At 71.9% G+C, this 22,893-nt stretch carries 20 protein-coding genes and 1 pseudogene; 15 read left to right on the top strand and 6 right to left on the bottom strand.

All coding sequences use genetic code 11. The features are described 5' to 3' along the window. Positions 1 to 19 precede the first annotated feature (19 nt). A complete protein-coding gene (locus EZM51_RS13485; RefSeq protein ID WP_136708780.1) occupies positions 20 to 1,579 on the top strand; it encodes an amino acid permease in 1,560 nt (519 codons plus the stop codon). A gap of 130 nt (positions 1,580 to 1,709) precedes the next feature. Continuing rightward, positions 1,710 to 3,224 (top strand): aspartate ammonia-lyase, encoded by a 1,515-nt coding sequence (locus EZM51_RS13490; protein ID WP_136708781.1) that lies wholly within the window; start codon positions 1,710 to 1,712, stop codon positions 3,222 to 3,224. Positions 3,225 to 3,442: 218 nt separating this feature from the next. Here the strand turns inward: EZM51_RS13490 and EZM51_RS13495 are convergent, their stop codons facing one another. The 3 genes and pseudogenes from EZM51_RS13495 to EZM51_RS13505 all read right to left on the bottom strand — a co-directional run bounded on the left by EZM51_RS13495 (position 3,443) and on the right by EZM51_RS13505 (position 6,700). After that, positions 3,443 to 3,853, bottom strand: a complete 411-nt coding sequence (locus EZM51_RS13495) for a hypothetical protein (protein ID WP_136708782.1) — start codon at positions 3,851 to 3,853, stop codon at positions 3,443 to 3,445. Positions 3,854 to 4,127: 274 nt separating this feature from the next. Further along, complete coding sequence (locus EZM51_RS13500) at positions 4,128 to 5,003, bottom strand: fumarylacetoacetate hydrolase family protein (RefSeq protein ID WP_169053907.1); 876 nt, start codon at positions 5,001 to 5,003, stop codon at positions 4,128 to 4,130. A gap of 96 nt (positions 5,004 to 5,099) precedes the next feature. Beyond that, a pseudogene (locus EZM51_RS13505) lies at positions 5,100 to 6,700 on the bottom strand (AlkA N-terminal domain-containing protein). 74 nt (positions 6,701 to 6,774) lie between these two features. Here EZM51_RS13505 and EZM51_RS13510 point away from each other — a divergent pair. From EZM51_RS13510 to EZM51_RS13560, 11 genes are all read left to right on the top strand, one after another. Continuing rightward, entirely contained in the window at positions 6,775 to 8,172 is a 1,398-nt protein-coding gene (locus EZM51_RS13510; RefSeq protein WP_136708783.1) for an FAD-linked oxidase C-terminal domain-containing protein, read from the top strand. A 37-nt stretch (positions 8,173 to 8,209) separates the two neighbouring features. Continuing rightward, positions 8,210 to 9,364 carry a PrsW family intramembrane metalloprotease gene (locus tag EZM51_RS13515; RefSeq protein ID WP_248305653.1) on the top strand — a complete coding sequence of 385 codons (1,155 nt, stop codon included), beginning with the start codon at positions 8,210 to 8,212 and terminating at the stop codon, positions 9,362 to 9,364. 107 nt (positions 9,365 to 9,471) lie between these two features. Then, on the top strand, positions 9,472 to 10,647 hold the full coding sequence (locus EZM51_RS13520; RefSeq protein WP_136708784.1) for an alpha/beta fold hydrolase: 1,176 nt from the start codon (positions 9,472 to 9,474) through the stop codon (positions 10,645 to 10,647). A gap of 173 nt (positions 10,648 to 10,820) precedes the next feature. After that, positions 10,821 to 11,192 carry an FKBP-type peptidyl-prolyl cis-trans isomerase gene (locus EZM51_RS13525; protein ID WP_136708785.1) on the top strand — a complete coding sequence of 124 codons (372 nt, stop codon included), beginning with the start codon at positions 10,821 to 10,823 and terminating at the stop codon, positions 11,190 to 11,192. A gap of 134 nt (positions 11,193 to 11,326) precedes the next feature. Next, a complete protein-coding gene (locus tag EZM51_RS13530) occupies positions 11,327 to 12,019 on the top strand; it encodes a lysoplasmalogenase (RefSeq protein ID WP_136708786.1) in 693 nt (230 codons plus the stop codon). A 4-nt stretch (positions 12,020 to 12,023) separates the two neighbouring features. Then, positions 12,024 to 12,881 carry a formate dehydrogenase accessory sulfurtransferase FdhD gene (gene fdhD / locus EZM51_RS13535; RefSeq protein ID WP_136708787.1) on the top strand — a complete coding sequence of 286 codons (858 nt, stop codon included), beginning with the start codon at positions 12,024 to 12,026 and terminating at the stop codon, positions 12,879 to 12,881. Next, positions 12,878 to 15,166 (top strand): FdhF/YdeP family oxidoreductase, encoded by a 2,289-nt coding sequence (locus tag EZM51_RS13540; protein ID WP_136708788.1) that lies wholly within the window; start codon positions 12,878 to 12,880, stop codon positions 15,164 to 15,166. Before fdhD ends, EZM51_RS13540 begins: the two co-directional genes overlap by 4 nt. A gap of 98 nt (positions 15,167 to 15,264) precedes the next feature. Further along, the gene (locus EZM51_RS13545) at positions 15,265 to 16,110 is read left to right on the top strand and encodes a DUF4397 domain-containing protein (protein ID WP_136708789.1); all 846 of its coding nucleotides are present in this window, start codon (positions 15,265 to 15,267) and stop codon (positions 16,108 to 16,110) included. 35 nt (positions 16,111 to 16,145) lie between these two features. After that, on the top strand, positions 16,146 to 16,778 hold the full coding sequence (locus EZM51_RS13550; RefSeq protein ID WP_169053908.1) for a class F sortase: 633 nt from the start codon (positions 16,146 to 16,148) through the stop codon (positions 16,776 to 16,778). A 109-nt stretch (positions 16,779 to 16,887) separates the two neighbouring features. Next, positions 16,888 to 17,457 carry a sigma-70 family RNA polymerase sigma factor gene (locus EZM51_RS13555; protein WP_248305654.1) on the top strand — a complete coding sequence of 190 codons (570 nt, stop codon included), beginning with the start codon at positions 16,888 to 16,890 and terminating at the stop codon, positions 17,455 to 17,457. Then, a complete protein-coding gene (locus EZM51_RS13560; RefSeq protein WP_136708791.1) occupies positions 17,438 to 18,172 on the top strand; it encodes an anti-sigma factor in 735 nt (244 codons plus the stop codon). The genes EZM51_RS13555 and EZM51_RS13560 overlap by 20 nt, the downstream gene beginning before the upstream one ends. A 10-nt stretch (positions 18,173 to 18,182) precedes the next feature. On the opposite strand, the gene EZM51_RS13565 is transcribed toward EZM51_RS13560, so the two are convergent. Both EZM51_RS13565 and EZM51_RS13570 read right to left on the bottom strand, forming a co-directional pair. Beyond that, positions 18,183 to 18,509, bottom strand: coding sequence for a protealysin inhibitor emfourin (locus EZM51_RS13565; RefSeq protein ID WP_136708792.1), 327 nt, complete (start codon positions 18,507 to 18,509; stop codon positions 18,183 to 18,185). A 62-nt stretch (positions 18,510 to 18,571) separates the two neighbouring features. After that, positions 18,572 to 19,696, bottom strand: a complete 1,125-nt coding sequence (locus EZM51_RS13570; protein WP_248305655.1) for a M4 family metallopeptidase — start codon at positions 19,694 to 19,696, stop codon at positions 18,572 to 18,574. Between the two features lie 47 nt (positions 19,697 to 19,743). Here EZM51_RS13570 and EZM51_RS13575 point away from each other — a divergent pair, with 47 nt between their 5' ends. Together EZM51_RS13575 and EZM51_RS13580 are read left to right on the top strand one after the other, a co-directional pair. Continuing rightward, complete coding sequence (locus EZM51_RS13575) at positions 19,744 to 20,586, top strand: CPBP family intramembrane glutamic endopeptidase (RefSeq protein WP_136708793.1); 843 nt, start codon at positions 19,744 to 19,746, stop codon at positions 20,584 to 20,586. Between the two features lie 14 nt (positions 20,587 to 20,600). Continuing rightward, the gene (locus EZM51_RS13580) at positions 20,601 to 21,416 is read left to right on the top strand and encodes an aminoglycoside adenylyltransferase family protein (RefSeq protein ID WP_136708794.1); all 816 of its coding nucleotides are present in this window, start codon (positions 20,601 to 20,603) and stop codon (positions 21,414 to 21,416) included. Between the two features lie 48 nt (positions 21,417 to 21,464). Here EZM51_RS13580 and EZM51_RS13585 read toward each other — a convergent pair whose 3' ends face one another. Further along, on the bottom strand, positions 21,465 to 22,862 hold the full coding sequence (locus EZM51_RS13585) for an HNH endonuclease signature motif containing protein (RefSeq protein WP_136708795.1): 1,398 nt from the start codon (positions 22,860 to 22,862) through the stop codon (positions 21,465 to 21,467). Positions 22,863 to 22,893: the final 31 nt, after the last annotated feature.

Raw genomic sequence — 22,893 nt, forward strand, 5'->3', positions numbered from 1 at the left:
GAGAGCAAGGGAGCCATCGATGGCGAAAGACACCCTGAGAGTCTCAGGAGTGAAGTACACGACCGCAGACTCCGGATACTTCGAGAAACGCAGACTCACCCGCGCTGCCGGTGTGTGGGGCCTCTGGGGCCTCGCCGTCGCGGCGGTCATCTCGGGCGACTTCTCCGGCTGGAACTTCGGCATCGACTTCGCCGGGTTCGGCGGCATGCTGATCGCCTTCGCCATCCTCGTCGCCATGTACTACGGCCTCATCTTCTCCATCGGGGAGATGGCCTCGGCGATGCCGCACACGGGCGGGGCGTACTCGTTCTCGCGCGCGGCGATGGGGCCGTGGGGCGGATTCATCACGGGCCTCGCCGAGACGATCGAGTACGTCGCGACGACGGCGGTCATCGTGTACTTCTCCGCGGCGTACGCCGACGGCATCACCAGTGAGCTGCTCGGCTTCTCGATGCCGGCGTGGATCTGGTGGGTCATCCTCTACCTCGTCTTCATCGGCCTGAACTCGGCCGGCGCGAACATCTCGTTCAAGTTCGCGATCGTCGTCTCGATCATCTCGATCGGGATCCTGCTGGTCTTCTCGGCCATGGCCCTGTTCTCCGGCCAGTTCGCGTGGGACAACCTCTTCGACATCGCGCCCGACGCCGGCCAGACCGCGTTCCTGCCGCACGGCGTGCTGCCCATCCTGTTCGCGCTGCCGTTCGCGATGTGGTTCTTCCTCGGAATCGAGGAACTGCCGCTCGCCGCGGAGGAGTCGCACAACCCGGTGCGCGACATCCCGCGGGCCGGCCTCTGGGCGCGTGGCACCCTCATCGTCACCGGCCTGCTCGTGCTCTTCCTGAACACGGGCGTCCTCGGGGCCGAAGCCACGGGGTCGGCGGGCGAGCCGCTGCTCGACGGGTTCCGCGCGATCGTCGGCGACCAGCTCGCCGCGCTCCTCGCGCTCTTCGCCCTCGTCGGCCTGCTCGCGTCGCTGCAGGGCATCATGTTCGCCTACGGCCGCAACATGTACTCGCTCTCGCGGGCCGGCTACTACCCGAAGTTCCTCTCGCTCACCGGTGCACGGCAGACCCCGTGGGTCGCGCTCGTCGCCGGCGGACTGATCGGCTTCGTCGCGCTCGTCATCGTCGACGCGGCCGGCGGCGCCGGTGGGGTCGCCGGGGCGATCGTGCTGAACATCGCGGTCTGGGGCGCGGTGCTCGCGTACATCCTGCAGATGGTGGCGTTCGTGATCCTGCGACGAAAGTACCCGAACGCCAAGCGGCCGTACCGCAGCCCGTGGGGTGTTCCGGGCGCCGTCGTCGCCGCCGGGATCGCCGCGCTCATCTTCCTCGGGTTCCTCCTGAACCCGACCTTCCTGCCGGCCATCGTCGCGATCATCGTGGTGTACGCGGTCATGCTGCTCGTGTTCGCCCTCTGGGGCCGGCACCGCCTCGTCCTCTCTCCCGAAGAGGAGTACGCGGTCTCGGGCGGCCTGCACGGCGACCCGCAGGCGGAGGGCTACGGCGGCGAGGTCGAGGCCGCACTCCTCGCAGCCGACGGCGTCGACACGCCGGAAGCCGAGTCCGACAAGGTCTGACGGTCGGGGAGGGGCGGCGGGGCCGGGGCCTCGCCGCCCGTTCCCGTGCGCCCGCGGCGGTAGGCTCGGAGACGAGTATCCAGCGCGGCGATCCCGCGCGTCACGAGGCAATGGAGCCAACACCGTGTCGATGACCCGACCCGAACACCTGCCCGAGCACACCATCGCGGAGGAGCGAGTGATCAAGCCCGACGAACCGCAGCCGGCCACCCGGACGGAGACCGATTCGCTCGGCACCGTCGAGGTCCCGGCCGATGCGTACTGGGGCGTGCACACCATGCGTGCGCTCGAGAACTTCCCGATCTCGAAGCGACCGATCTCGGTCTATCCCGAGCTCATCGTGGCGCTCGCCTCGGTGAAGCAGGCCGCCGCTCGCGCCAACCGCGACGTCGGCGTGCTGAACGCCGAGAAGGCGGCGTGGATCGACGAGGCGTGCCAACGTGTCATCGACGGTGAGCATCACGACCAGTTCGTCGTCGGCGTGATCCAGGGCGGTGCGGGCACGTCGACCAACATGAACGCGAACGAGGTCATCACGAACCTCGCGCTCGAGATCGCGGGCCACGCCAAGGGCCGTTACGACATCCTCCATCCGATCGACGACGTCAACCGCAGCCAGTCGACGAACGACACGTATCCGACCGCCCTGAAGATCTCACTCGCGCTCTCGCTGAAGACGCTGCTGTCGGAGCTCGAGCTGCTGCGCCAGTCCTTCGGGCGCAAGGCCGACGAGTTCCACGGCATCCTCAAGGTGGGCCGCACCCAGATGCAGGATGCGGTGCCGATGACGCTCGGCCAGGAGTTCCACGGGTACGCGACGACGCTCGGCGAGGACCACGCCCGGCTCACCGAGACCATCTGGCTGCTCTCCGAGATCAACCTCGGGGCCACCGCGATCGGCACGGGCATCACCGCCGACCCCGGGTATGCCGCGGCGGCGGTGCGCCACCTCCGGGAGATCACCGGGCTGAACCTCGAGACCGCGCCCGACCTCATCGAGTCGACGAGCGACGCCGGAGCGTTCATGTCGTTCTCCGGTTCCCTGAAGCGCAGTGCCATCAAGCTCTCGAAGATCTGCAACGACCTGCGCCTGCTCTCCTCCGGACCCCAGGCGGGCCTCGGCGAGATCAACCTCCCGCCGCGGCAGGCGGGCTCGAGCATCATGCCGGGCAAGGTCAATCCCGTCATCCCCGAGGCGGTCAGCCAGGTGGCGTACGCGATCGCGGGCACGGATGTCACGGTGACCATGGCCGCGGAAGCCGGTCAGTTGCAGCTCAACGCCTTCGAACCCGTCATCGCGCATTCGCTGCTGCAGTCGATCACCTGGATGCGCCAGGCCTGTTGGACGCTTCGGGTCAACTGCGTCGACGGCATCACCGCGAACGTCGATCGGCTCAATGCCATGGTCGCGTCGAGCGTCGGCGTCATCACCGCGCTCATCCCGTCCATCGGCTACACCGCCGCGGCCTCGCTCGCCAAGCAGGCCCTGGCGACCGGCCGGCCGGTGGCCGATCTCGTCGTCGAGGCCGGCCTCATGACGCGCCAGGACGTCGAGCGGCAGCTCGCACCGTCGCGGCTCTCGGGCCTCCACCCGATCACGCAGGCGATCCCGGTCATCGACCTGCACGGCGAGCCGTCGGAGTAGCGCCGGGCGCACCCAGCGCCCGGTGTTCCCGTTCCCGCGCAGGGTTCCCGTTGCAGTGGGAACGTGGCGCGCGAATGGAAACGCCGGGCGAGGTGACGTTCGGCTCGCGCGGCCTCGGTGGGGCGAGCGGATGCCGCGCCGACGCGTTGGCGACCGCCGGTTCGCCCGGGCCCTGAGGACCGAGCGATGACCGACGGCCGCCGCGCGGAGTGGTCGCGTCAGCTCGTCGCGTCGTCGGTGTCGGAGCCTTCGTCGGCGTCGGAGCCGGTGTCGCCGTGCGCGGCGTGGTCGCACTCGCCGTCGCCGCCCGTGCCCCGCTCGCCGGACATCCGGCCAGCGCCGTCGCCCTTGCGCGCGTGGTCGCCACCGGCTTCGCCGTCGCCGTGCGAGCGCGACGCGTCATCCGACGCATTCGATCCGTACCGGTGCTGGTTCTGGTGCTGCGCTTGCGAGGTCGTCGACTCGGCGGCGACCTCCGAGGGCGTGGCCTGCGCGGCCGCGGCGCCCATGGTGAGGGTGCCGATCACCGCGGCGCCGGCCACGCCGGCCATGATCAGGCCGGCCCGTCGTGCGCGGCCGCCGCGTCGCGGCGCCGGCGCCGTGGTGTCGGGAGTGCTCTGGTCGTTCATGGGGAATCCTTTCGTCGCGGCACCGGGGAGGAGGTGCCGTGAATCCACGGTCGCGGTCGCGGCTATGCCGTGCTTCTGACGACGCGGTGCAAATGCTGGGAGTCCGGTGGGGATGGCCTGTGCCGGATACGTCGAGCGTGCACTCGGCGCCCCGAGCGGGGCGCGGACTGCACTCTCGGCGAACGGTGGCCGACACACGCGCGCGCTCGCTCCAGCGGGCACCCCGGGCGAGAACGGAAACACGGGGCGGAACGGCGGCTGGACCCGCTTGCGATCAGATCACGCGGCAGTGCGTGGTGAGCGAGCCGATGCCCTCGATGCTGACCGTCACGGTCGAGCCGTCGCGCAGGAAGACCTGGGGGTTTCTGGAGTACCCGGCGCCGCCGGGGCTGCCCGTGGAGATGAGCGTGCCGGGGGGAATCGTCGCCGAGCGCGACAGGTAGGAGATGATCTCGGCCACCGTGCGCACCATCTCGTTCGTCGAGGCATCCTGCAGGATGCGGCCGTCGAGGTTCGTGGTGAGCCAGAGATCCTGCGGATCGGGGATCTCGTCGGAGGTGACCACGACGGGGCCCGTGGGCGTGAAGCCGTCGAAGGACTTGCAGCGCGACCACTGCGCCTCGCTGAACTGCAGGTCGCGCGCCGTGATGTCGTTGACGACGGTGTAGCCCCACACGTAGTCGAGTGCATCGCGCACGTGCACGCCGCGTGCCGGGCGCCCGATGATCACGCCGAGCTCCGCCTCGTAGTCGACCTGTTTGGTGAGATCCTCGGGCCAGGCGGTGGTGGCGCCGTGACCCGTGAGCGAGTTCGGCCACAGCGAGAAGATGGTCATGGCGGTCTCGCTTCGAAGCTTCAGCTCGGAGGCGTGCGCGGCGTAGTTGGCGCCGATCGCGATGATCTGGGCCGGCCGCAGCACCGCCGACGAGTGTCGCAGCTCATGCACCGGGGTCAGCGAAGCGCCCGCGGCGAGGGCCGTGTCAACGGCCTCGCGCACCTCGGCCAGCCCGCCGGGGCCGCGCTCGATGAGGTCCTGCAGGTCGCGCGGCGGGGCCTCCATGACCTCGTCGAGGAAGAGTGCCGCCTCAGCCACGACCACCGAGAGTCGAGGGGTGTGCTGGCCTTCGACTCTCAGGTGCGCGAACTTCACCCGTTCAGGCTATCGGGCGCCCGGCGGGCGAAAGCTGAGTGCGGTGCACAACGAAGCCGTGTGCGCGCGCGAGGGCGTCGACAAGCCGCACGGGCGTCATGCCGTTGCGTCTGCCGCCGCGGCACGCCAGAGGTGCATCGACGCGTAGCTTCGCCACGGCGCCCAGCGCAGTCCGGCGACGTCGAGATCCCTCGCCGCGTTCGGAAGCCCGAGGCGTGCGGCGCCGTTGCGCAGCGCGAGGTCGCTCGTGAGCAGGATGTCGGGGGCTCGGGTGACCCGCATGGCGAGGTAGCCGGCCGTCCACGGGCCGATGCCCGGCACCGCGAGGAGGTCGGCGACGAGCTCGTCGCGGTCGCGTTCGGGTGCCACCACGAGGTCGCCGGAGTCGAGCCGTCGCGCCACGTCGACGATCGTGCGGATGCGGGCCCGAGGTCCGCGCAGCACCGCCTCGCCCTCCTCGGCGATCGCACTCGCGGTCGGGAAGAGCAGGTCGGGCTCGTCGCCCCGCGCGGTCGGCACCCGCTCGCCGAGCTCGGCCGCCAGACGGCCCAGCGCGGTGCGTGCCGACGCGACCGAGACCTGCTGCCCGACGAGCGCGCGGAACACCAGTTCGTGGGCGTCGAGGCTTCCGGGCACGCGCATGCCGGGCACGGCGGCGACGGATGCCGCGAGCGCGGGGTCGCCCGCGAGCGCCGCGTCGATCGCCACGGCGTCGGCGTCGAGGTCGAACAGGCGCCGGACGCGCGCCACGAGCGGCGCGAGGTCGGCGAGGGTGGAGAGCCGCGCCTCGACGTCGACGGCGGGCGCGCCGGGGTCGTCGTTCGACGTGAGGCGTACCAGCGCCGGCCCTCCGGGCAGGCGCAGGGTGCGCCGGTATGCGTCGGCGCCGGCCGCCTCGACGCCGGGGAGCGCCCGCGCCCGAAGCCACGCGAACACCCCGGCGGCGTCGAACGGCGGCCTGGCGGGCAGGCGCAGCCGCACGATGCCGCCCGCGTCGGCGTGGACCGCTGCGGCCGGGTCATCGGGCCGGCTCGCCCGCCCCCGCCGCCGCAGACGCGCCGCCGCCCGGAGCTCGAGGGGGCTGCGCTCGTAGACCTCGCGGATGGTGTCGTTGAACTGGCGCACGCTGCCGAAGCCCGACGCGAACGCGACGTCGGCAACGGGCAGGGTCGTGCCGGTCAGCAGCGACCGCGCCGTCTGCGCCCGATGCGCGCGGGAGAGGGCGAGGGGGCCCGCGCCGAGTTCTGCCGTGAGCACCCGGGTGAGGTGACGCGGCGTGTAACCCAGGCGTGCCGCGAGCCCGGGCACGCCCTCGCGTTCGACGACGCCGTCGGCGATGAGCCGCATGGCGCGGGCGGCGAGGTCATCGCGCAGGTCCCACTGGGGGGAGCCCGGCACGGCGTCGGGCAGGCACCGCTTGCACGCGCGGAGCCCCGCCTCGTGCGCGGCCGCGGCCGTGAGGTAGAAGCTCANGCCTCGTGCGCGGCCGCGGCCGTGAGGTAGAAGCTCACGTTCGAGGGCTTGGGTGCGACGGCCGGGCAGCTCGGCCGGCAGTAGATTCCCGTCGAGTGGACGCCCGTGATGAACTGGCCGTCGAAGCGGGCGTCGCGCGACTGCATGGCGCGGTACCGCTCGGCGAAGACCGGGTCGTCGAGCGGATCGACGGTCGGTCGGAGCGTTCGCGATGCGGTGGTCATGCCTCCAGCGTCGCACGCGCCGCCGACATCGACCGGCGGAAATCGGACATCGCCCGCGTCGCTAGGGTGGAGGGATGCCGCCGTCCACGCTCGCCCGCCTCCAGGAGGTCCTCGGGGCCGCCGTCTCGATCGATCCCGACGTGCTCGACGCGAGCCGCGACGACATGTCGGGATGGCGCAGCCCGACCCCGCCGCTCGCGGTGGTGCACGCGGCATCCGTCGCGGAGGTGCAGCACGTCATGCGCATCGCGTCCGAGACCCGCACGCCCGTGGTGCCGCGCGGTGCCGGCACCGGACTCGCAGGCGGGGCCATCGCGAGCCCGGGCGCGATCGTGCTCGACCTCTCCCGCATGAACCGGATCCTCGAGGTCTCCGAGGCCGACGAGCTCGCGGTCGTCGAGCCCGGCGTGCTGAACGGCGACCTCAACGACGCGCTCGCCCCGCTCGGCCTCTGGTTCGCACCCGACCCGGCGAGCCGTGCCATCTCGTCGATCGGCGGCAACATCGCCACCAACGCCGGCGGCCTCCACTGCGCGAAGTACGGCGTGACCCGCGAGGCCGTGCTCGGTCTCGCGGTGGTGCTCGCCGACGGTCGCCTCCTCCGCACCGGCCACCGCACGGTGAAGGGCGTGACGGGCTACGACCTCACCGCGCTCATGACGGGTTCCGAGGGCACGCTGGGCGTCATCGTCGAGGCCACCGTGCGCCTGCGCCCGATCGCGCGGGGCGAGGTCGTCACGGTCGCCGCGGCGTTCCCCGACGTGGAGGCCGCGGCCGCGGCATCCGCAGCGGTCACCGCCGCCCGCATCCGTCCGGCGGTGCTCGAGCTCATCGACGCGGCGGGGCTCGCCCGGGTCGCCGCGTACCTCGGCGACGCCGGCATCGCCGGCACTCCGATCGAGCACATCGCGCCGGGTGAGACGTTCCTGCTCGCGCAGAGCGACGCCGAGGGCGCCGGCATCGAGGCCGACCGGATCGCGGAGATCTTCGCCGCGGTCGGCGGCCGGGTCTCGCGATCGGAGGATGCCGCGGACGGCGAGCGCCTGCTCGACATCCGACGCGCCATGCATCCGGCGCTCGCGGCCTCGGGCCAGGTGCTCATCGAGGACGTCGCCGTGCCGCGCTCGCGGCTGCCCGAGATGTTCCGCGCGATCGACGAGATCGGCCGCCGGTACGGCGTCGAGATCCCCACGATCGCGCATGCGGGCGACGGCAACCTGCACCCGAACTTCGTGTTCACGGGCGACGAGGTGCCGGACGACGTCTGGGCCGCGGCCGACGACATGTTCCGCACCGCCGTCGCGCTCGGCGGCACCCTGACCGGCGAGCACGGCGTCGGGGTCCTCAAGCGGCGCTGGCTCGCCGACGAGCTGGGCGACGACTCGTTCGAGCTGCAGCGCGGCATCAAGGCGCTGTTCGACCCGACCGGCATCCTCAATCCGGGGGTCATGTTCGAGGCATCCGACCGCTGACGGCCGCGTCGTCGGCCGCGGTCGATATGCTGCGCGGGTGAGCTCTCCGCAGTCGTCGCCCACGCCGAACCCGTCGCCCGCGCCGCCGATCTGGAGCGCGCCACCCGCCGCGCGACCGGGCGGCGGCGTGTTCGCGGCCGTCGGCATCGTGCTGGCCGGCATCGTGGGCCTCCTGGTCATCGCGTACCTCGCCCTGGCCCTGGGCGTGTCGACCCTCGTCATCGGATCGGTGCTCGCACTCGTGCCGCTCATGATCGTGCTGCTCGCGGTGCGCTGGATCGACCGCTGGGAGCCCGAGCCGAGGTGGGCGCTCTGGTTCGCCTTCCTCTGGGGCGCGGCGGTCTCGGTCGCGGTGGCGCTGGTCGTGGACCTCGGCGTGCAGCTCGCGCTCGCCTTCGCCGAATCGGGGCGGCCGGGCGAGGGCATGCAGGCCGTCGTGCAGGCACCCATCGTCGAGGAGCTGGCGAAGGGGGTCGGCGTGCTCCTGCTCTTCGCGTTCCGGCGCTCGCACTTCGACGGCCCCGTCGACGGCCTGGTCTACGGCGCGACGGTCGCGGCGGGATTCGCGTTCACCGAGAACGTGCTCTACTTCGGCGCCGCGCTCGCCGAGGGCGGCGCGGCCGAACTCGGTACCACCTTCGTCGTGCGCGGGCTCTTCTCGCCGTTCGCGCACGTGCTGTTCACGGCCTGCACCGGGCTCGCCCTCGGCATCGGCGCCCGGCGCGGCGGCCGGGCGGGCGTCATCGGCTGGTTCCTCGGCGGCCTCGTCGCCGCGGTGCTCCTGCACGGCTTCTGGAACGGTTCGCTCGCCTTCGCGAGCGACGCCGTCGGGCTCTACTTCACCGTGCAGGTGCCCATCTTCATCGGATTCATCCTGCTGACGTGGTTCCTCCGCGCCGAGGAGATGCGCGTGACCCGCACCCGCCTGGCCGAGTACGGCGCCGCCGGATGGTTCAGTCCCGCCGAGGTCGAGATGCTCGCGACGCCCGCAGGGCGGCGCCAGGCCATCGCGTGGGCGCGCTCGCAGACGCCGCGCCGCACCGCCGCGATGCGGAAGATGATCACGGATGCCACGCACCTCGCGCTCACCCGCCATCGGCTCGTCACGGGACGCGGCGGCAGCCGCGACGCCGCCGACGAACGGGCGCTGCTCACCGCCGTGACGGCCGACCGGGCGGCGCTGCTCCGCTGAGACGCCGCGCACCCCCAGTTCCCGGGGCATCCGGCCGGTCGGCACCGGGCCTGGGCGCGCGGCGACCATAGGCTGGCCCGCGGCGAGAGGCGCCAGGGGAGGCCGATGTGAAGCTGTACTTCGAGAACGTGGAGTTCGACCAGCAGTTCCAGCGCACCGCCGCGAAGGCGGTGAACGGATGCTGCGACCTCGGCGAGATCTTCGCCATCGCCGCACGCATCACGCCCGGCGACTACGACAGCTGGTATCGCGAATGGTGGGCGGCCGCGGAGTCGCTCCGCGAACTCGCCGAAGCGGAGCGGGCGGCCGGGCACCGCGTGAACGCGGCATCCGCTCACCTGCGCGCGAGCGAGTACTACCGCGCGGCGTACTTCTTCACGCGGCGCGAGCAGCAGGGCGAGGCGCTGCTCGCTGCCTTCCACCATTGCCAAGCGGCGTTCCGGGCCGCGGCGCCCGACCTGCCGTACCCGGCCGAGCCGATCACGATCCCGTTCGAGGGGGTGGAGCTCTCGGGCTACGTCATCCGTGCCGCCGGCGCCACCGGACCGACCCTTCTCATGCCGACCGGATACGACTCGCCCTCCGAGGAGTACTACTCGCTCGGCGCCATGGAGGCGGCCGCGCGGGGACTCACGGTCGTCGTGTTCTCGGGCCCGGGCCAGGCCGAGATGCTCTACGACCGCGGCATCGGCTTCCGTCCCGACTTCGAGGTGGTCGTCTCGGCCGTCATCGACTTCATCGAGACGCGCGACGACCTCGACGCCGAGCGCATCGGCATCCTCGGGCGCAGCTTCGGAGGCTACCTCGCACCGCGTGCCGCGAGCGCCGAGCCGCGCATCCGGGCCCTCGCCGCCGACCCGGCGCAGTTCGACATGCTCGGGGGCTTCATGGCCCGGATGCCACAGCAGCTCCGTTCGCTCTACGAGGCCGCCGATCCCGCCTTCGACGACGCCATCTGGGCGGCCTTCCCGGGCGTGCACGGGCAGGAGTTCTGGCTGTCGCGCGCCCGCGCGCACGGACTCGACTCGCCGCTCGCCTACGCCCAGGAGATGGCGAAGTACACGGTCGACGTGGAGCGGATCGCCTGCCCGACCTTCGTCTCCTACGGCGAGGGCGACTTCGCGCAGACCGACACGAAGGGATTCTTCGACCGGCTCACGGTCGACGAGAAGCGATTCACGATGTACCGCGAGGCAGACGGCGGGGGCGGTCACTGCGAAGGCATGGGCCCGTCGCGGTTCTACAACGACGTCTTCGGATGGTTCGCCGACGTGCTCGCCTGAAGCCCCGCGCACTGCACTACCCGCACAAGAGACTCGCCGCCCTGTGGTGTGGCACGGCCGACATCTCTACCAGGCGACGAGTTCTCGGATTCCAGCGTGCAGGCTGTTCGCAGTCAGCGCAAGAGCGCTCGGGACGGTTGTCCGTCGGCCCTCGGTCGGTTTGGATGGGACGCATGACTGACACCAACAGCAAGCCCGAGGTCGACGCGCCCGAGGGCCCGGCCCCCGCAGACCTCGTCATCGAGGATGTCGTCGAGGGCACAGGCGCCGAGGCGACGCCCGGCTCGACCGTCGACGTGCACTACCTCGGCGTCGAGTACGAGACCGGCGAAGAGTTCGACTCGTCGTGGAGCCGCGGCCAGTCCATCAACTTCCCGCTGCAGGCCCTCATCGCCGGATGGCAGGAGGGCATCCCCGGCATGAAGGTCGGCGGTCGTCGCAAGCTCACGGTCCCGCCGCAGAAGGCCTACGGGCCCGCGGGCGGCGGCCACCAGCTGTCCGGCAAGACGCTCATCTTCGTCATCGACCTGCTCGGCGTGAGCTGAGCCCCGATCCCGTTCCCCGAAGGCCGCCGGTGCTCCCGGCGGCCTTCGCGCGTTTCCGCGCAATGGATGACGGCGCCGTCGGGGCCTCTCCCAGGGGTTAGCATCGAAATACCTATCGAGAGAGGCACGACGACGTGACCGAGACGATCGCGCCCACGCGCAGCACCCCCACCCGAGCGATGCTCGCGGCGTTCGCGCCGTACCTCATCGCCGCGGCGGCGCACCTCGTCATCCTCGCCACCGGGCCGGGTTGGGCGGTCACGGCGAGCAAGGCCCTGCTCATGCCGCTGCTCGCGCTGGCAGTCGTGATCGTCGCCCGGCCCCTGACCGGTGCGACCGGTGCGACCGTTCGACTGCTCGTGCTGGCCATCGCGCTTTCCTGGGCTGGCGACGTGGCCCTCTCCTTCCCCGGCACGCTCGCATTCATCGCCGGCCTCGGATCCTTCCTCGGCGCGCACGTCGTCTACATCGCGCTGTTCCTCCGGATGCCTCGAACGGGGCGATTCCCGCCGGCCTGGACGCTCGTCTACCTCGCCTGGTACCCGGTGTTCCTCGCGCTCCTCGGGCCGCACACCGGGGCGCTCCTCGTGCCGGTGGCGCTCTACGGCCTCGTGCTCGCGGCCATGGCGGTGACCGCCGCCTGGCACGGCCGGCTCGTCGCCGTCGGCGGCGCGTTGTTCGTCGTGTCAGACTCGGTGCTCGGCCTCGGTCGATTCCTGCCGGGCTACGACTTCGCCCTGCACGACCTCGTCGTCATGTCGACCTACCTCGCGGCGCAGGGGCTCATCGCCGTCGGCGTGCTGCGCTCGCTTCGAAGGGAACGGTGATCCCATGTCACGCATCACGGCACGTCGCCGCGTCGCCCGGTACACGCTCGGCGAGCGCACCTCGCGGCGCGAGGACGAACTGACGGTCGAGGAGCCGCTCGAGGTCCGGGTCGGCGGAACGGCGCTCGCGGTCACGATGCGCACGCCCGGGCACGACATCGAACTCGCGCTGGGCCTCCTGGTCTCGGAGGGGGTGCTGCGCCGGCGCGACGACGTGTTCGGCGCCCGTCACTGCGCCGGCGATCCGTTCGAGGGCTCCGGCGAGTACAACGTGGTCGACGTGGCGCTCGCTCCCGGCGTCGCGCCGCCCGCCGCGACCGCGCAGCATGCGCTCACCATGACGAGCGCCTGCGGGCTCTGCGGCAAGGACTCGATCGACGCGGTACGGTCCAGGTCGTCGTACGAGGTCGCCGGCGACCCGGTGCGCCTCGATCCGGCGTGGCTCGCGGGGCTCCCCGACCGCATGCGCGACGCCCAGGCGGTGTTCGAGCGCACGGGCGGCCTGCACGCGGCCGCCCTCGTCGACGTCGAGCGCGACGAGATCCTGGTGGTCCGCGAGGACGTCGGCCGCCACAACGCCGTCGACAAGGTCGTGGGCTGGGCCCTGCAGCAGGATCTCCTGCCGCTCCGCGGCACCGTGCTCGTCGTCTCGGGCCGGGCGGGCTTCGAGCTCGCGCAGAAGGCGTCGATGGCCGGCATTCCCGCACTCGCCGCGGTGTCGGCCCCGTCGTCGCTCGCCGTCGACCTCGCGAACGAGGTCGGCCTGACGCTCGCGGGCTTCGTGCGCGGGGCGTCCCTCGTCGTCTATGCCGGAGATGAGCGGTTGACATCCGCCGACGCCACGTTGGAGGTGCGCGCATGACCCGCCCGATTCCCGAACACGCCGAGTACCCCGACCTCGAAGTCGGGCACCCGAAGCACGAGGCCGCCGGGGCGGAGGCGGTCATCCGCACGCTGGACGCGTCGATCCGAAGCATGGGACCGGTGCGCGCCGCGCGGCTGCTCCTCGACCTCAACCAGAAGGACGGCTTCGACTGCATGAGCTGCGCGTGGCCCGATCCGAGCCACCGCAGCGCCTTCGAGTTCTGCGAGAACGGCGCGAAGGCGGTCACCTGGGAGGCCACGCCGCTGAAGGTGCCGAGCTCGTTCTGGGCGGAGCATCCGGTGTCGTCACTGCAGGATGCCACGGAGTACTGGCTCGGCCAGCAGGGGCGTCTCGTCGAGCCGATGTACAAGCCGGCGGGCTCCGACCACTACCAGCCGATCGGCTGGGACCGCGCCTTCGAGCTCATCGGCGAACGGTTGCGCGAGTTGGACTCGCCCGACGAGGCGGCGTTCTACACGAGCGGTCGCACCGCCAACGAGACCGCGTTCCTGTACCAGTTGTTCGTGCGCGCCTACGGCACGAACAACCTGCCCGACTGCTCGAACATGTGCCATGAGTCCACCGGCACGGCGTTGGGCGAGGTCATCGGCGTCGGCAAGTCGACGATCGCGTACGACGACTTCGGCAAGGCCGACCTCGTGATCGTGATGGGCCAGAACCCCGGCACGAACCATCCGCGCATGCTCACCGCGCTCGAGGAGACGAAGCGCAACGGCGGACAGATCGTCGCCGTGAACCCGCTCCCCGAGGCCGGGCTGATCCGCTACAAGAACCCGCAGAAGGTGCGCGGCGTGATCGGCCGGGGCACGGCGATCGCCGATCGGCACCTCCAGATCCGGTCCGGCGGCGACCTGGCCATGCTGCAGGCGGTGTCGAAGCGCGTGCTCGACGCCGAGGCGGCCGCGCCCGGAACGGTGCTCGATCACGCCTTCCTCGCCGAGCACACCGCGGGGTACGAGTCGTTCGCCGAGGGGCTCGCCGACCTCGACGAGGCGGAGGTGCTCAGGGCGACCGGCCTGACCAGCGAGGAACTCGACGACCTCGCCGCCCGCTACATCGCCGCCGACCGGGTCATCATCACCTGGGCGATGGGCCTCACCCAGCAGCGCCGCGCGGTCGACACGATCAAGGAGATCGTGAACCTGCTGCTGCTGCGCGGCAACATCGGCAAGCCGGGCGCCGGTGCGTCGCCCATCCGCGGGCATTCGAACGTGCAGGGCGACCGCACGATGGGCATCTGGGAGAAGATGCCCGACGAATTCATGGACGCGCTGGCACGCGAGTTCTCGTTCGAGCCGCCGCGCCGGCACGGGCTCGACGCGGTCGACACCCTGCACGCCATGCGCGACGGCAAGGTCAAGGTCTTCATCGCGCTCGGCGGCAACTTCGTCGGTGCCATCTCCGACACCGCCGCGGCCGAGGCGGCCATGCGCGGGGCGAAGCTCACCGTGCAGATCTCCACGAAGCTCAACCGCTCGCACGTGGTCACGGGCGAGGAGGCGCTCATCCTCCCGGCGCTCGGTCGAACCGAGGTCGACCTGCAGGAGACCGGCCCGCAGTTCGTCTCGGTCGAGGACAGCGTCTGCGCCGTGCACGCCTCGCACGGCAGCATCGCGCCGATCTCCGACGAGGTGCGCAGCGAGGTCGCCATCGTGGCGGGCATCGCGCGTGCGACGCTCGGCGACGCCACCGACATCGACTGGTCGGGCATGGAGCGCGATTACGACGTGATCCGCGACCACATCAGCCGGGTCGTGCCCGGGTTCGAGCGGTTCAACGAGGACGTGCGCCGCCGCGACGGATTCGTGCTGCCCAACGGGCCGCGCGACTCGCGCACCTGGAACACCGCCACGGGCAAGGCGCAGTTCAGCACCAACGCGCTCGACGGCATCGAGTGCCCTCCCGGGCGCCTGATCCTGCAGACGCTCCGTTCGCACGACCAGTTCAACACGACGGTGTACAGCCTCAACGACCGGTATCGCGGCATCAAGAAGGGCCGCGACGTCGTGTTCGTGAACCCCGACGACCTCACCGAGCTCGGCCTCGCCGACGGCGACCGGGTCGACGTGATCAGCGAGTGGCCGGGTGAACCCGACCGGGCGCTGCCGAACCAACGGATCGTCGCGTACCCCACGGCACGGGGATGCGCGGCGGCGTACTTCCCCGAGGCGAACGTGCTGGTGTCGATCTCGAGCACGGCGATCGGCAGCAACACGCCGGTCTCGAAGGCCGTGATCGTGCGGCTCGAACCCGTGGGCTGAAAAAAGTTCGGATGCGATGCATCCGTTTGCATGGATTCTCCGGAAACAGGTGGTGAAGGCAATTCACCGCCCCACGTGGGCCGGATCTGGAGGAAACCATGAAGAAGACCATGCTCGCCGCCCTGGGAGCCGGCGCACTCGTCGCGCTCGCGGGCGCCGCACCCGCGAACGCCGCAGAGACCGATGCCGCCATGCTCTCGGTGCTGCACGGCGTTCCCGACCTCACCGTCGACGTCTACGTGAACGACGAGCTCACGCTCGACGACTTCGCGCCGGGTGATCTCGCGGGGCCGCTCGAGCTCCCGGCCGGCACGTACACGGTCGCCATCACGGCGGCGGATGCCGCGGATGCCTCGTCGCCCGCGATCGGGCCCATCGACCTGCCGCTCGAGGCGGGCGTGAACTACACCGCCGTCGCCCACCTGAACGAGGCGGGCGATCCCACCGCGACCCTCTTCACGAACGACACGACGCAGCTTGCGGCGGGCGAGGGCCGGCTGACGGTGCGCCACGTCGCCGCGGCGCCGGCCGTCGACGTGCTCGCGGGCGGGAGCCCGGTGATCACCGCGCTGGCCAACCCCGAGGAGGCGAAGCTCGACCTCGCGGCCGGCACCGTCTCGGCGGCGGTCGCCGCGACCGGCACGACCGAGCCGGTGCTCGGCCCGGCCGATGTCGAGGTCGCCGAGGGCGCCAACACCATCGTGTACGCGTGGGGCAGCCTCGAGGCCGAGAACCTCGCCCTCGCCGTGCAGACCGTCACCGTCGCGGGCATGAACTCCAGCCCCGACGGCGTCCCCGCGGGCTCCGCGGGTCTCGTCGCGACGAACGGGCCCGACTCGGGGGCCGGCGTCTGGGCCGCGGTGATCGGCGGCTCGCTGCTGGCGGCCGTCGGGCTCATCTGGGCTGCGGCACGTCGCCGGGCCGCGGCGGGTGCGGAGCGCTGATCGCGATGACGCGGGCGAGGGTCTCGGTGGGGGTCATGGGGGGCTCCATCGCGGCCCTCGCCGTCGTCCTGGCGACGGCCGGGTGCGCCGGACCTGGGGGTCCGGCCACCTCGCCGTCGGCCGCGGCATCCGTCACCTCGTCCGCTCAACAGCCGCCGGTCGCCCTGCCCGACATTCCTCGATCCTCGGCCGCCCTCGCCGACCGGCCGCCGGTGTCTGCGCCCGCGCCGGTGCGGCTCGTGGTCGCCGAGCTCGGCATCGATGTTCCCGTCGAGGCCGTCGGGCTCGACGACCAGGGTCGGATGGGCTTGCCGGCGAATCCGGCGATCGCCGCGTGGTACCGCTTCGGATCCGCGCCCGGCAGTGCGACCGGCTCGACCGTGATCGCCGCGCACGTCGACTCGCTCGTGTACGACATCGGGCCGTTCGCCCGACTCGCGGACGCCCCGGCGGGCACCCGGGTCGAGGTGACCACGGCCGACGGAGTGGTGCACGCGTACACGCTCGAGTCCACGGCGATCGTGCCGAAGGAGTCGGTCGACTGGTCGGGCGCGTTCGCCCGCGACGGCAGTCCCCGCCTGACGCTGGTCACCTGCGGTGGCGAGTTCGACTACGACGCCCGGCGATACCTCGCCAACGTCATCGTGACCGCGGTGCCGCTCGGGTGACGGGTCGATGGTTATGCTGATCGAAGCGATGGAACCCGCCCGGTCGATGCCGGCCGTGCCGGTTCCCGGGGGATGGATCGACGGTCGACGAGGGGGTGGCTGGCTGGACGTGAGCGCTGCAGACACCGCACCGGCCGACGACGACGCCCTCGTCGCAGGGTTCCGCGCCGGCGACGACCGGGCGTTGCGGGACGCATATGCCCGCTGGGGTGCTCTCGTGTTCCGCCTGGCGCTGCGATCGCTCGGCGACCGGACCGATGCCGAGGATGTCGCGCAGCAGGTGTTCATCTCGGCCTGGCGCGGGCGTGCGGGGTTCGATCCGGCTCGTTCGGCGCTCGGTGCGTGGCTCGTGGGGATCACCCGGCATCGCATCGCCGACGCGCACGAGGCGCGCGCCCGCCAGCGCCGGCTGGGCGACTCGCTCGCCGCCGAGGCCGTCGCGTCGCCGCCTGTGCAGGACGACGACCTCGCCGAGCGGGCGATGGTCGCCGAGGAGCTCGAGCGGCTCGAACCCGTGCCGCAGCGGGTCATGCGCCTGGCGTTCTTCGACCAGCTGAGCCACACCGAGATCGCCGAGACGCTCGACCTGCCGGTCGGCACCGTGAAGAGCCATATTCGACGTAGCCTGATGCGCATGCGCACGCGATGGGAGGTGGACGATGGGGCACATCGAGCCTGACGAACTCGCCGTGCTCGCCCTCGAGGGGCACGAGCCCGACGCGGCCGCGCGAGACCACCTCGACGAGTGCGCCTCGTGCCTCGCCGAGTACGAGGCGTTCGCCCGCACCGCGGCCCTCGGCCGCGGCGGCGCGTCCGACCAGGGCGAGGAGCTGCCGTCGCCGTCGGTGTGGGCCGGCATCCACGCCGAGCTCGGACTCGACCCCGCACTCAGGGCGGATCCGCTCACGGAAGCGCCGTCCCCACCCGCCCCCAAGCGCTCGTCTCCTGCCAGGTGGTGGACGTTCGCGCTCGCCGCGGCGGTCGTCGGGGTCCTCGCGGGCGTCGGCATCGGCTTCGGCATCGCGCAGACGGCGCCGCCGCCGTCGCAGACGGTGCTCGCCCGCGCGGCGCTCGAGCCGTTCCCCGGCTGGGAGGCCAGCGGCGAGGCCCTCGTCGAGGAGGATGCCGACGGCGCCCGGTCCATCGTCGTCGACGTGGACTCGCCGGTGCCGTCGGGCGCCGTGCGCGAGGTGTGGCTGATCCGGTCGGATGCCTCGGGGCTCGTGAGCCTCGGACTCCTCGACGGGGCATCCGGTCGGTTCACGGTTCCGAGTGGCATCGACCTCGGCGAGTACCCGATCGTGGATGTCTCCGCCGAGCCGCTGGACGGGGAGCCCGCGCATTCGGGCGACTCGATCGTGCGCGGCGAACTGCACGAGGACGTCGAGAGTTGAACGCAGCCCGTCAGGCGTCGTGACCAGGCGGCGGGAAACGCCGGTCGGACCCGTTCGTCGATCGCGCCCGTTCGGGCTCCGCCGTCTCCTGCACCCGGTCGACGAGACGTCGCCACGGACCGGTGAGCTGGCGTTCGGCGAGGGTCGCCTCGTGCGGCTCGCAGCGGATGCGGTAGACGTACCGGTCGGGCTCGGGCGGCACGGGCGGGACCTGCTCCCACGGCACCTGCCGGATGAGCAGGTACCAGTCGTCGCGATCGGGCTGCTGATCGACGTGGACATGCCAGACGAGTCGGAGCCCCGCCAGGCCGCCGCTGCGCGACACGATGACGTCCATGTCGCGATGGTACTCCGGTGCGTGTGCACGGCGCCGGGGGTCGCGCATCGGCCGACGATCCGCTACGGCACCGGCGGCACGCCGAGGCCGACCTCCGCCCAGCCGGCCGCGATGGCTCGCGCCTCACGCGAGGTGCTGCCGTACCGCTCGTTCGCGGCGCGCACGATCTCGCGCGCGAACGCCCGGAAGTCGCTCGTGGGCTGAAGCCGCCCCGAGGTGAGCACGTCGTACCAGACCCGGCCCGCGTGCTCCCAGGCGAACCCGCCGAGCTCGATGGCGGCGAGCGCGAACGCGCGATTCGGGATGCCCGAGTTCAGGTGCACACCGCCGTTGTCCTCGACGGTGTCGATGTAGCGGTCCATGTGGGCGGGCTGCGGGTCGCGGCCGAGCACGTCGTCGTCGTAGGCGGTGCCGGGCTCGATCATGGAGCGGATGGCGCGGCCCTCGACGGCGTCGGTGAAGACGCCCTCGCCGATGAGCCACGTGGCGGACTCGGCGTCCTGCCCCATGGAGTACTGCTCGACGAGCGCGCCGAACACGTCGGAGACGTGCTCGTTGAGGGCGCCCGACTGCCCCTGGTAGCGGAGCTTCGCGGTGCGCTCGGTGACGCCGTGCGCGAGCTCGTGGCCCACGACGCTGAGCGAGCTCGTGAACCCGCGGAAGATCTCGCCGTCGCCGTCGCCGAACACCATGCGCTCGCCGTCCCAGAAGGCGTTGTCGTAGCGGTCGCCGAAGTGCACGGTCGCCTCGAGGGGCATGCCCGCGTCGTCGATGGAGTCGCGGGCGAACACGCGCGCGAACATCTCGAAGGTGTCGCCGAGGCCGTCGTAGGCCTCGTCGACGGCCCGATCGCCCGTGTCGGGCTGGCCCTCGCGACGCACCAGGCGGCCGGGCAGCTTGTCGTCGCCCTCGGCGTCGAAGATGCGCCGATCGGGTTGCGGACCCCTGCCGGGGGCTGCGGCCGGCCGCTCGTCGCGCGCGGCGTGGTCGTGGATGACGAACGACGGCGGCTCACCGGCGATGCGCCACTCGAGCATCGACCAGTCGCGCACGAGCGAGCGCCGAGCGGCGTCTGCGGCCAGGCCGAATCGCGGGTCTTCGCACGTCGCGATGCGGGCCAGCATGTAGGGCGGCACGATCGCCGCGTGTTGCGACGGATGGAGTGAGGGCCGGGGCATCCGCGTCATGCACCGATCGTGGCATGATCCGCCGACAGCCATGGGAAGCTGAAGGGGTGTCCGCCACGCTCGCCGCACCGTCCGAGGTGCGAACCCACCCGATCGGCCTCGTTCCGGCCGTGCTGGTGTGCGGCGCGGCCGTGCTGCTGTTCGGCTTCATACAGCTGATCCCGGGCTACGCCATGCTCGCGGCGGGACTGGTCGCCGCCTGGCTCACCGATCGCTCGGGCCGCACCAGCCGCCTGCTCGCCGACCTCGCCCTCATCGCACTCGGGCAGGTCATCATCTCGACGATCTCGCTGCGCGCCGACATCAGCTACCCGAGCATGGCGCGCTTCGCGGTGGTGCTCGGATCCGCCGTCGCGGTGCCCTACCTCATCTCGCGCTACGTCTACGGCGACCGCGTCATCCGCTTCCCGTGGCGCACGGGTCGCCGGTGGACGCGCACGCAGTGGCTCTATCTCATCGGCGTCATCGCGGCCGGATGGCTCATCCTGCCGTTCTACTTCATCACCTCGGGCGTCTACAACAACTGGCCGACCGTGACCGCGCCCGACGAGATCGCACGCCTGTTCGTCGGCGTCAACGCCGTCGGCACCTGGGACGAGCTGTTCTTCATCTGCACCGTGTTCGCGCTGCTGCGGCGGCACTTCCCGACCTGGCAGGCGAACGTGCTGCAGGCCGTCGTGTTCGTCTCGTTCCTCTGGGAACTCGGCTACCAGTCGTGGGGGCCGCTGCTCACGATCCCGTTCGCCCTCATCCAGGGCTACACGTTCAAGCTCACGAAGTCGCTCACGTACGTGCTCGTGGTGCACCTGCTCTTCGATGCCATCGTGTTCGCGGTGATCGTGTACGCCCACAACGGGTGGCCGGCGATCTTCCCGCTCGTGCCGGTGTGAGCGAGGGCGAGCGGATGCCGCGAGCCGAGGATGCCTCGTACGCCGACGCCGTACAGCTCGACCGGGTGCTCGACGTGGTCGACCGGGTGCTCGGCGATCGCGTCGTCTCGACCGTGCTGTACGGATCGGCGGCGGCCGGCGGACTGCGCCGCGACAGCGACCTCGACCTGCTCGTCGTGGTGCCGACCGCGCTCGCGGCGGGTGACGCCCGGGTGATCGTCGACGGCCTGCTGCCGATCTCGGGGCGACGAGCGACGATCGTGCCCGGCCGGCCGGTGGAGCTCACGGTGGTCGCACTCGACGAGGTCGTGCCGTGGCGCTTCCCGCCTCGTCGGCAACTGCAGTACGGCGAGTGGCTGCGTGACGAGTTCGCCGGCGGCGCGATCCCGTCGGCGAACGACGATCCCGATCTCGCCCTGCTGCTGGCGCAGGCGCTGGGCGCCCATCGGCGGCTGCGCGGCCGGCGGCTCGCGGACGTGCTCGAGCCCGTGCCGGCCGCCGACGTGCGCCGCGGCATCCTCGCGTCGCTGCCCGCGCTGCTCGACGACCTCGTCGGCGACGAGCGCAACGTGCTGCTCACGCTCGCCCGCATGTGGGTGACGCTCGAGACGGGTGAGTTCGTCGCGAAGGATGTCGCGGCCGAGTGGGCGATCGAGCGGCTCGGTGAGGCGGGGGAGGGTGCGGGCACTGTCGCTGCCGCGGCCGCGGCCGCCGAGGCGCTGCGGGTCGCGCGCGCGGGATATCTCGGCGACGCTGCCGATCGGTGGGAGGCGCGCGGCGACCTCGCCGCGACGGCGGCCGCGGAGCTGGCGAAGCGCGTGCGCGGCTGAGGGGGACGGTTCGCCCCGCGCCTGGCCGAGCCCTGGTCGGTCAGGCGCTCAGAACCGCACCGGGTCGTACCGCTCGAGCAACGACTGCCACTCATCTTCGAACGAGTCGAGCGGGTCGGGCGGAATCGGCGGGTCGTCGATGAACGACTCCGAACGCGTGATCGGCGGACTCACCCCTTCACCCGCGCCCACCGGCATGAACGGCCGCTCGGGCAGGGTTCGCAGCACGTGCCCGGCAGGCGAGGTCCACCGCATGACCCCGCCGCCCTCTTGCACGACGCGCCAGCCGCTCTCGTGCTTGAGGCGATGGTGGTGTCGACACAAGGCCGCGAGGTTCGTATCGGCGGTCTCGCCGCCGTGGCCGCGCGCCACGGTGTGGTCGAGATCGGCGTACTCGGCGCGGCGGGAGCATCCCGGAAAGCGGCACCGCCCGTCGCGCACGCGCACGAAGCCGTCGAGGTCGGCGGGTGCGCGGTAGTGCTCGCGACCGTAGCTGAGGGCGGTGCCGATCTCGGGGTGCACGAGGATGCGACGCATCGAGGGTGCGTGCGCTGTGAGCCGCAGGGCCGTGTGTGGGTCGATCGGGCCGTAGCCCTCGAGTTCGGCGGGTTCGTCGTCGAGGCCGAGCAGCGTCAGCATCGGCACGGTCACGTTGATGCACGGCCGTACCGCTCCGGTCGAGCCCGCTGCACCCCGACGCGTGCGGTCGTCGTCGGCGAGCACCCCGCCGAGCAACAGGTCGGCGGCGAGGTCGGCGGCCCGCTGCGCGGTCGTGCGGGTGTCGCCGGATGCCTCGCGTGCGGCCAGCACCGTGAGGCGGGCGTCGATGGCGACCGCTCGCTCGGCCTCGACGTAGAGCCCGAACCAGGCCATGCCGTCGGGCGCGGGATCGACGCAGACGCGTCGCTCGGCGACCGCGCGAGCATGCCGATCGGCCAGAGGCTCTGGATGCATCCGCTCGCGCACCCGGCGCATGCGGCGACGGAGGTCGGCGTTCGTCGACACGATGCCGAGGGCGGTCGCGTCGGATGCCGCATCGAGGGCGACCCGTTCGACGGCGTCGGCGACCTCGGCCGGCACACCCTGCGTGAGTTCGAGCACCGATCGCACCTGCGTGACCGCCAGTGCGCCCGCCTCGAGTGCGTCGAGGGTCGCGCTGCGCGGCCCGGTGAGACGTGCAGCCTCTGCGACCAGGCGCGACGCGGATGCCTCGTGCTGACCGAGGGTGGTGGCGAGCTCGGCGACGAACGAGCGGGTGGCCATGTCGCGCTCGCTCGAGGTGCTCGTGGGCGTGACGCCCTCGGCCACGGCCGCAAGTTCACGCGCCCGCTGGATGCGGCGGTACTGCTCGGCGTGGAGCCGCCGGATGGCGCGCTCGTGCGCGGTGATCGCCGCCAGTTCACGCTCGAGCGCCGCGTGCGGCGTGGCGTCGGGGGTGGCTGGCATGGGTCCATTCAAGCAGGACCCTCTGACATTG

The organism is Agromyces sp. H66 (assembly GCF_004959775.1).
GTDB lineage: Bacteria > Actinomycetota > Actinomycetes > Actinomycetales > Microbacteriaceae > Agromyces.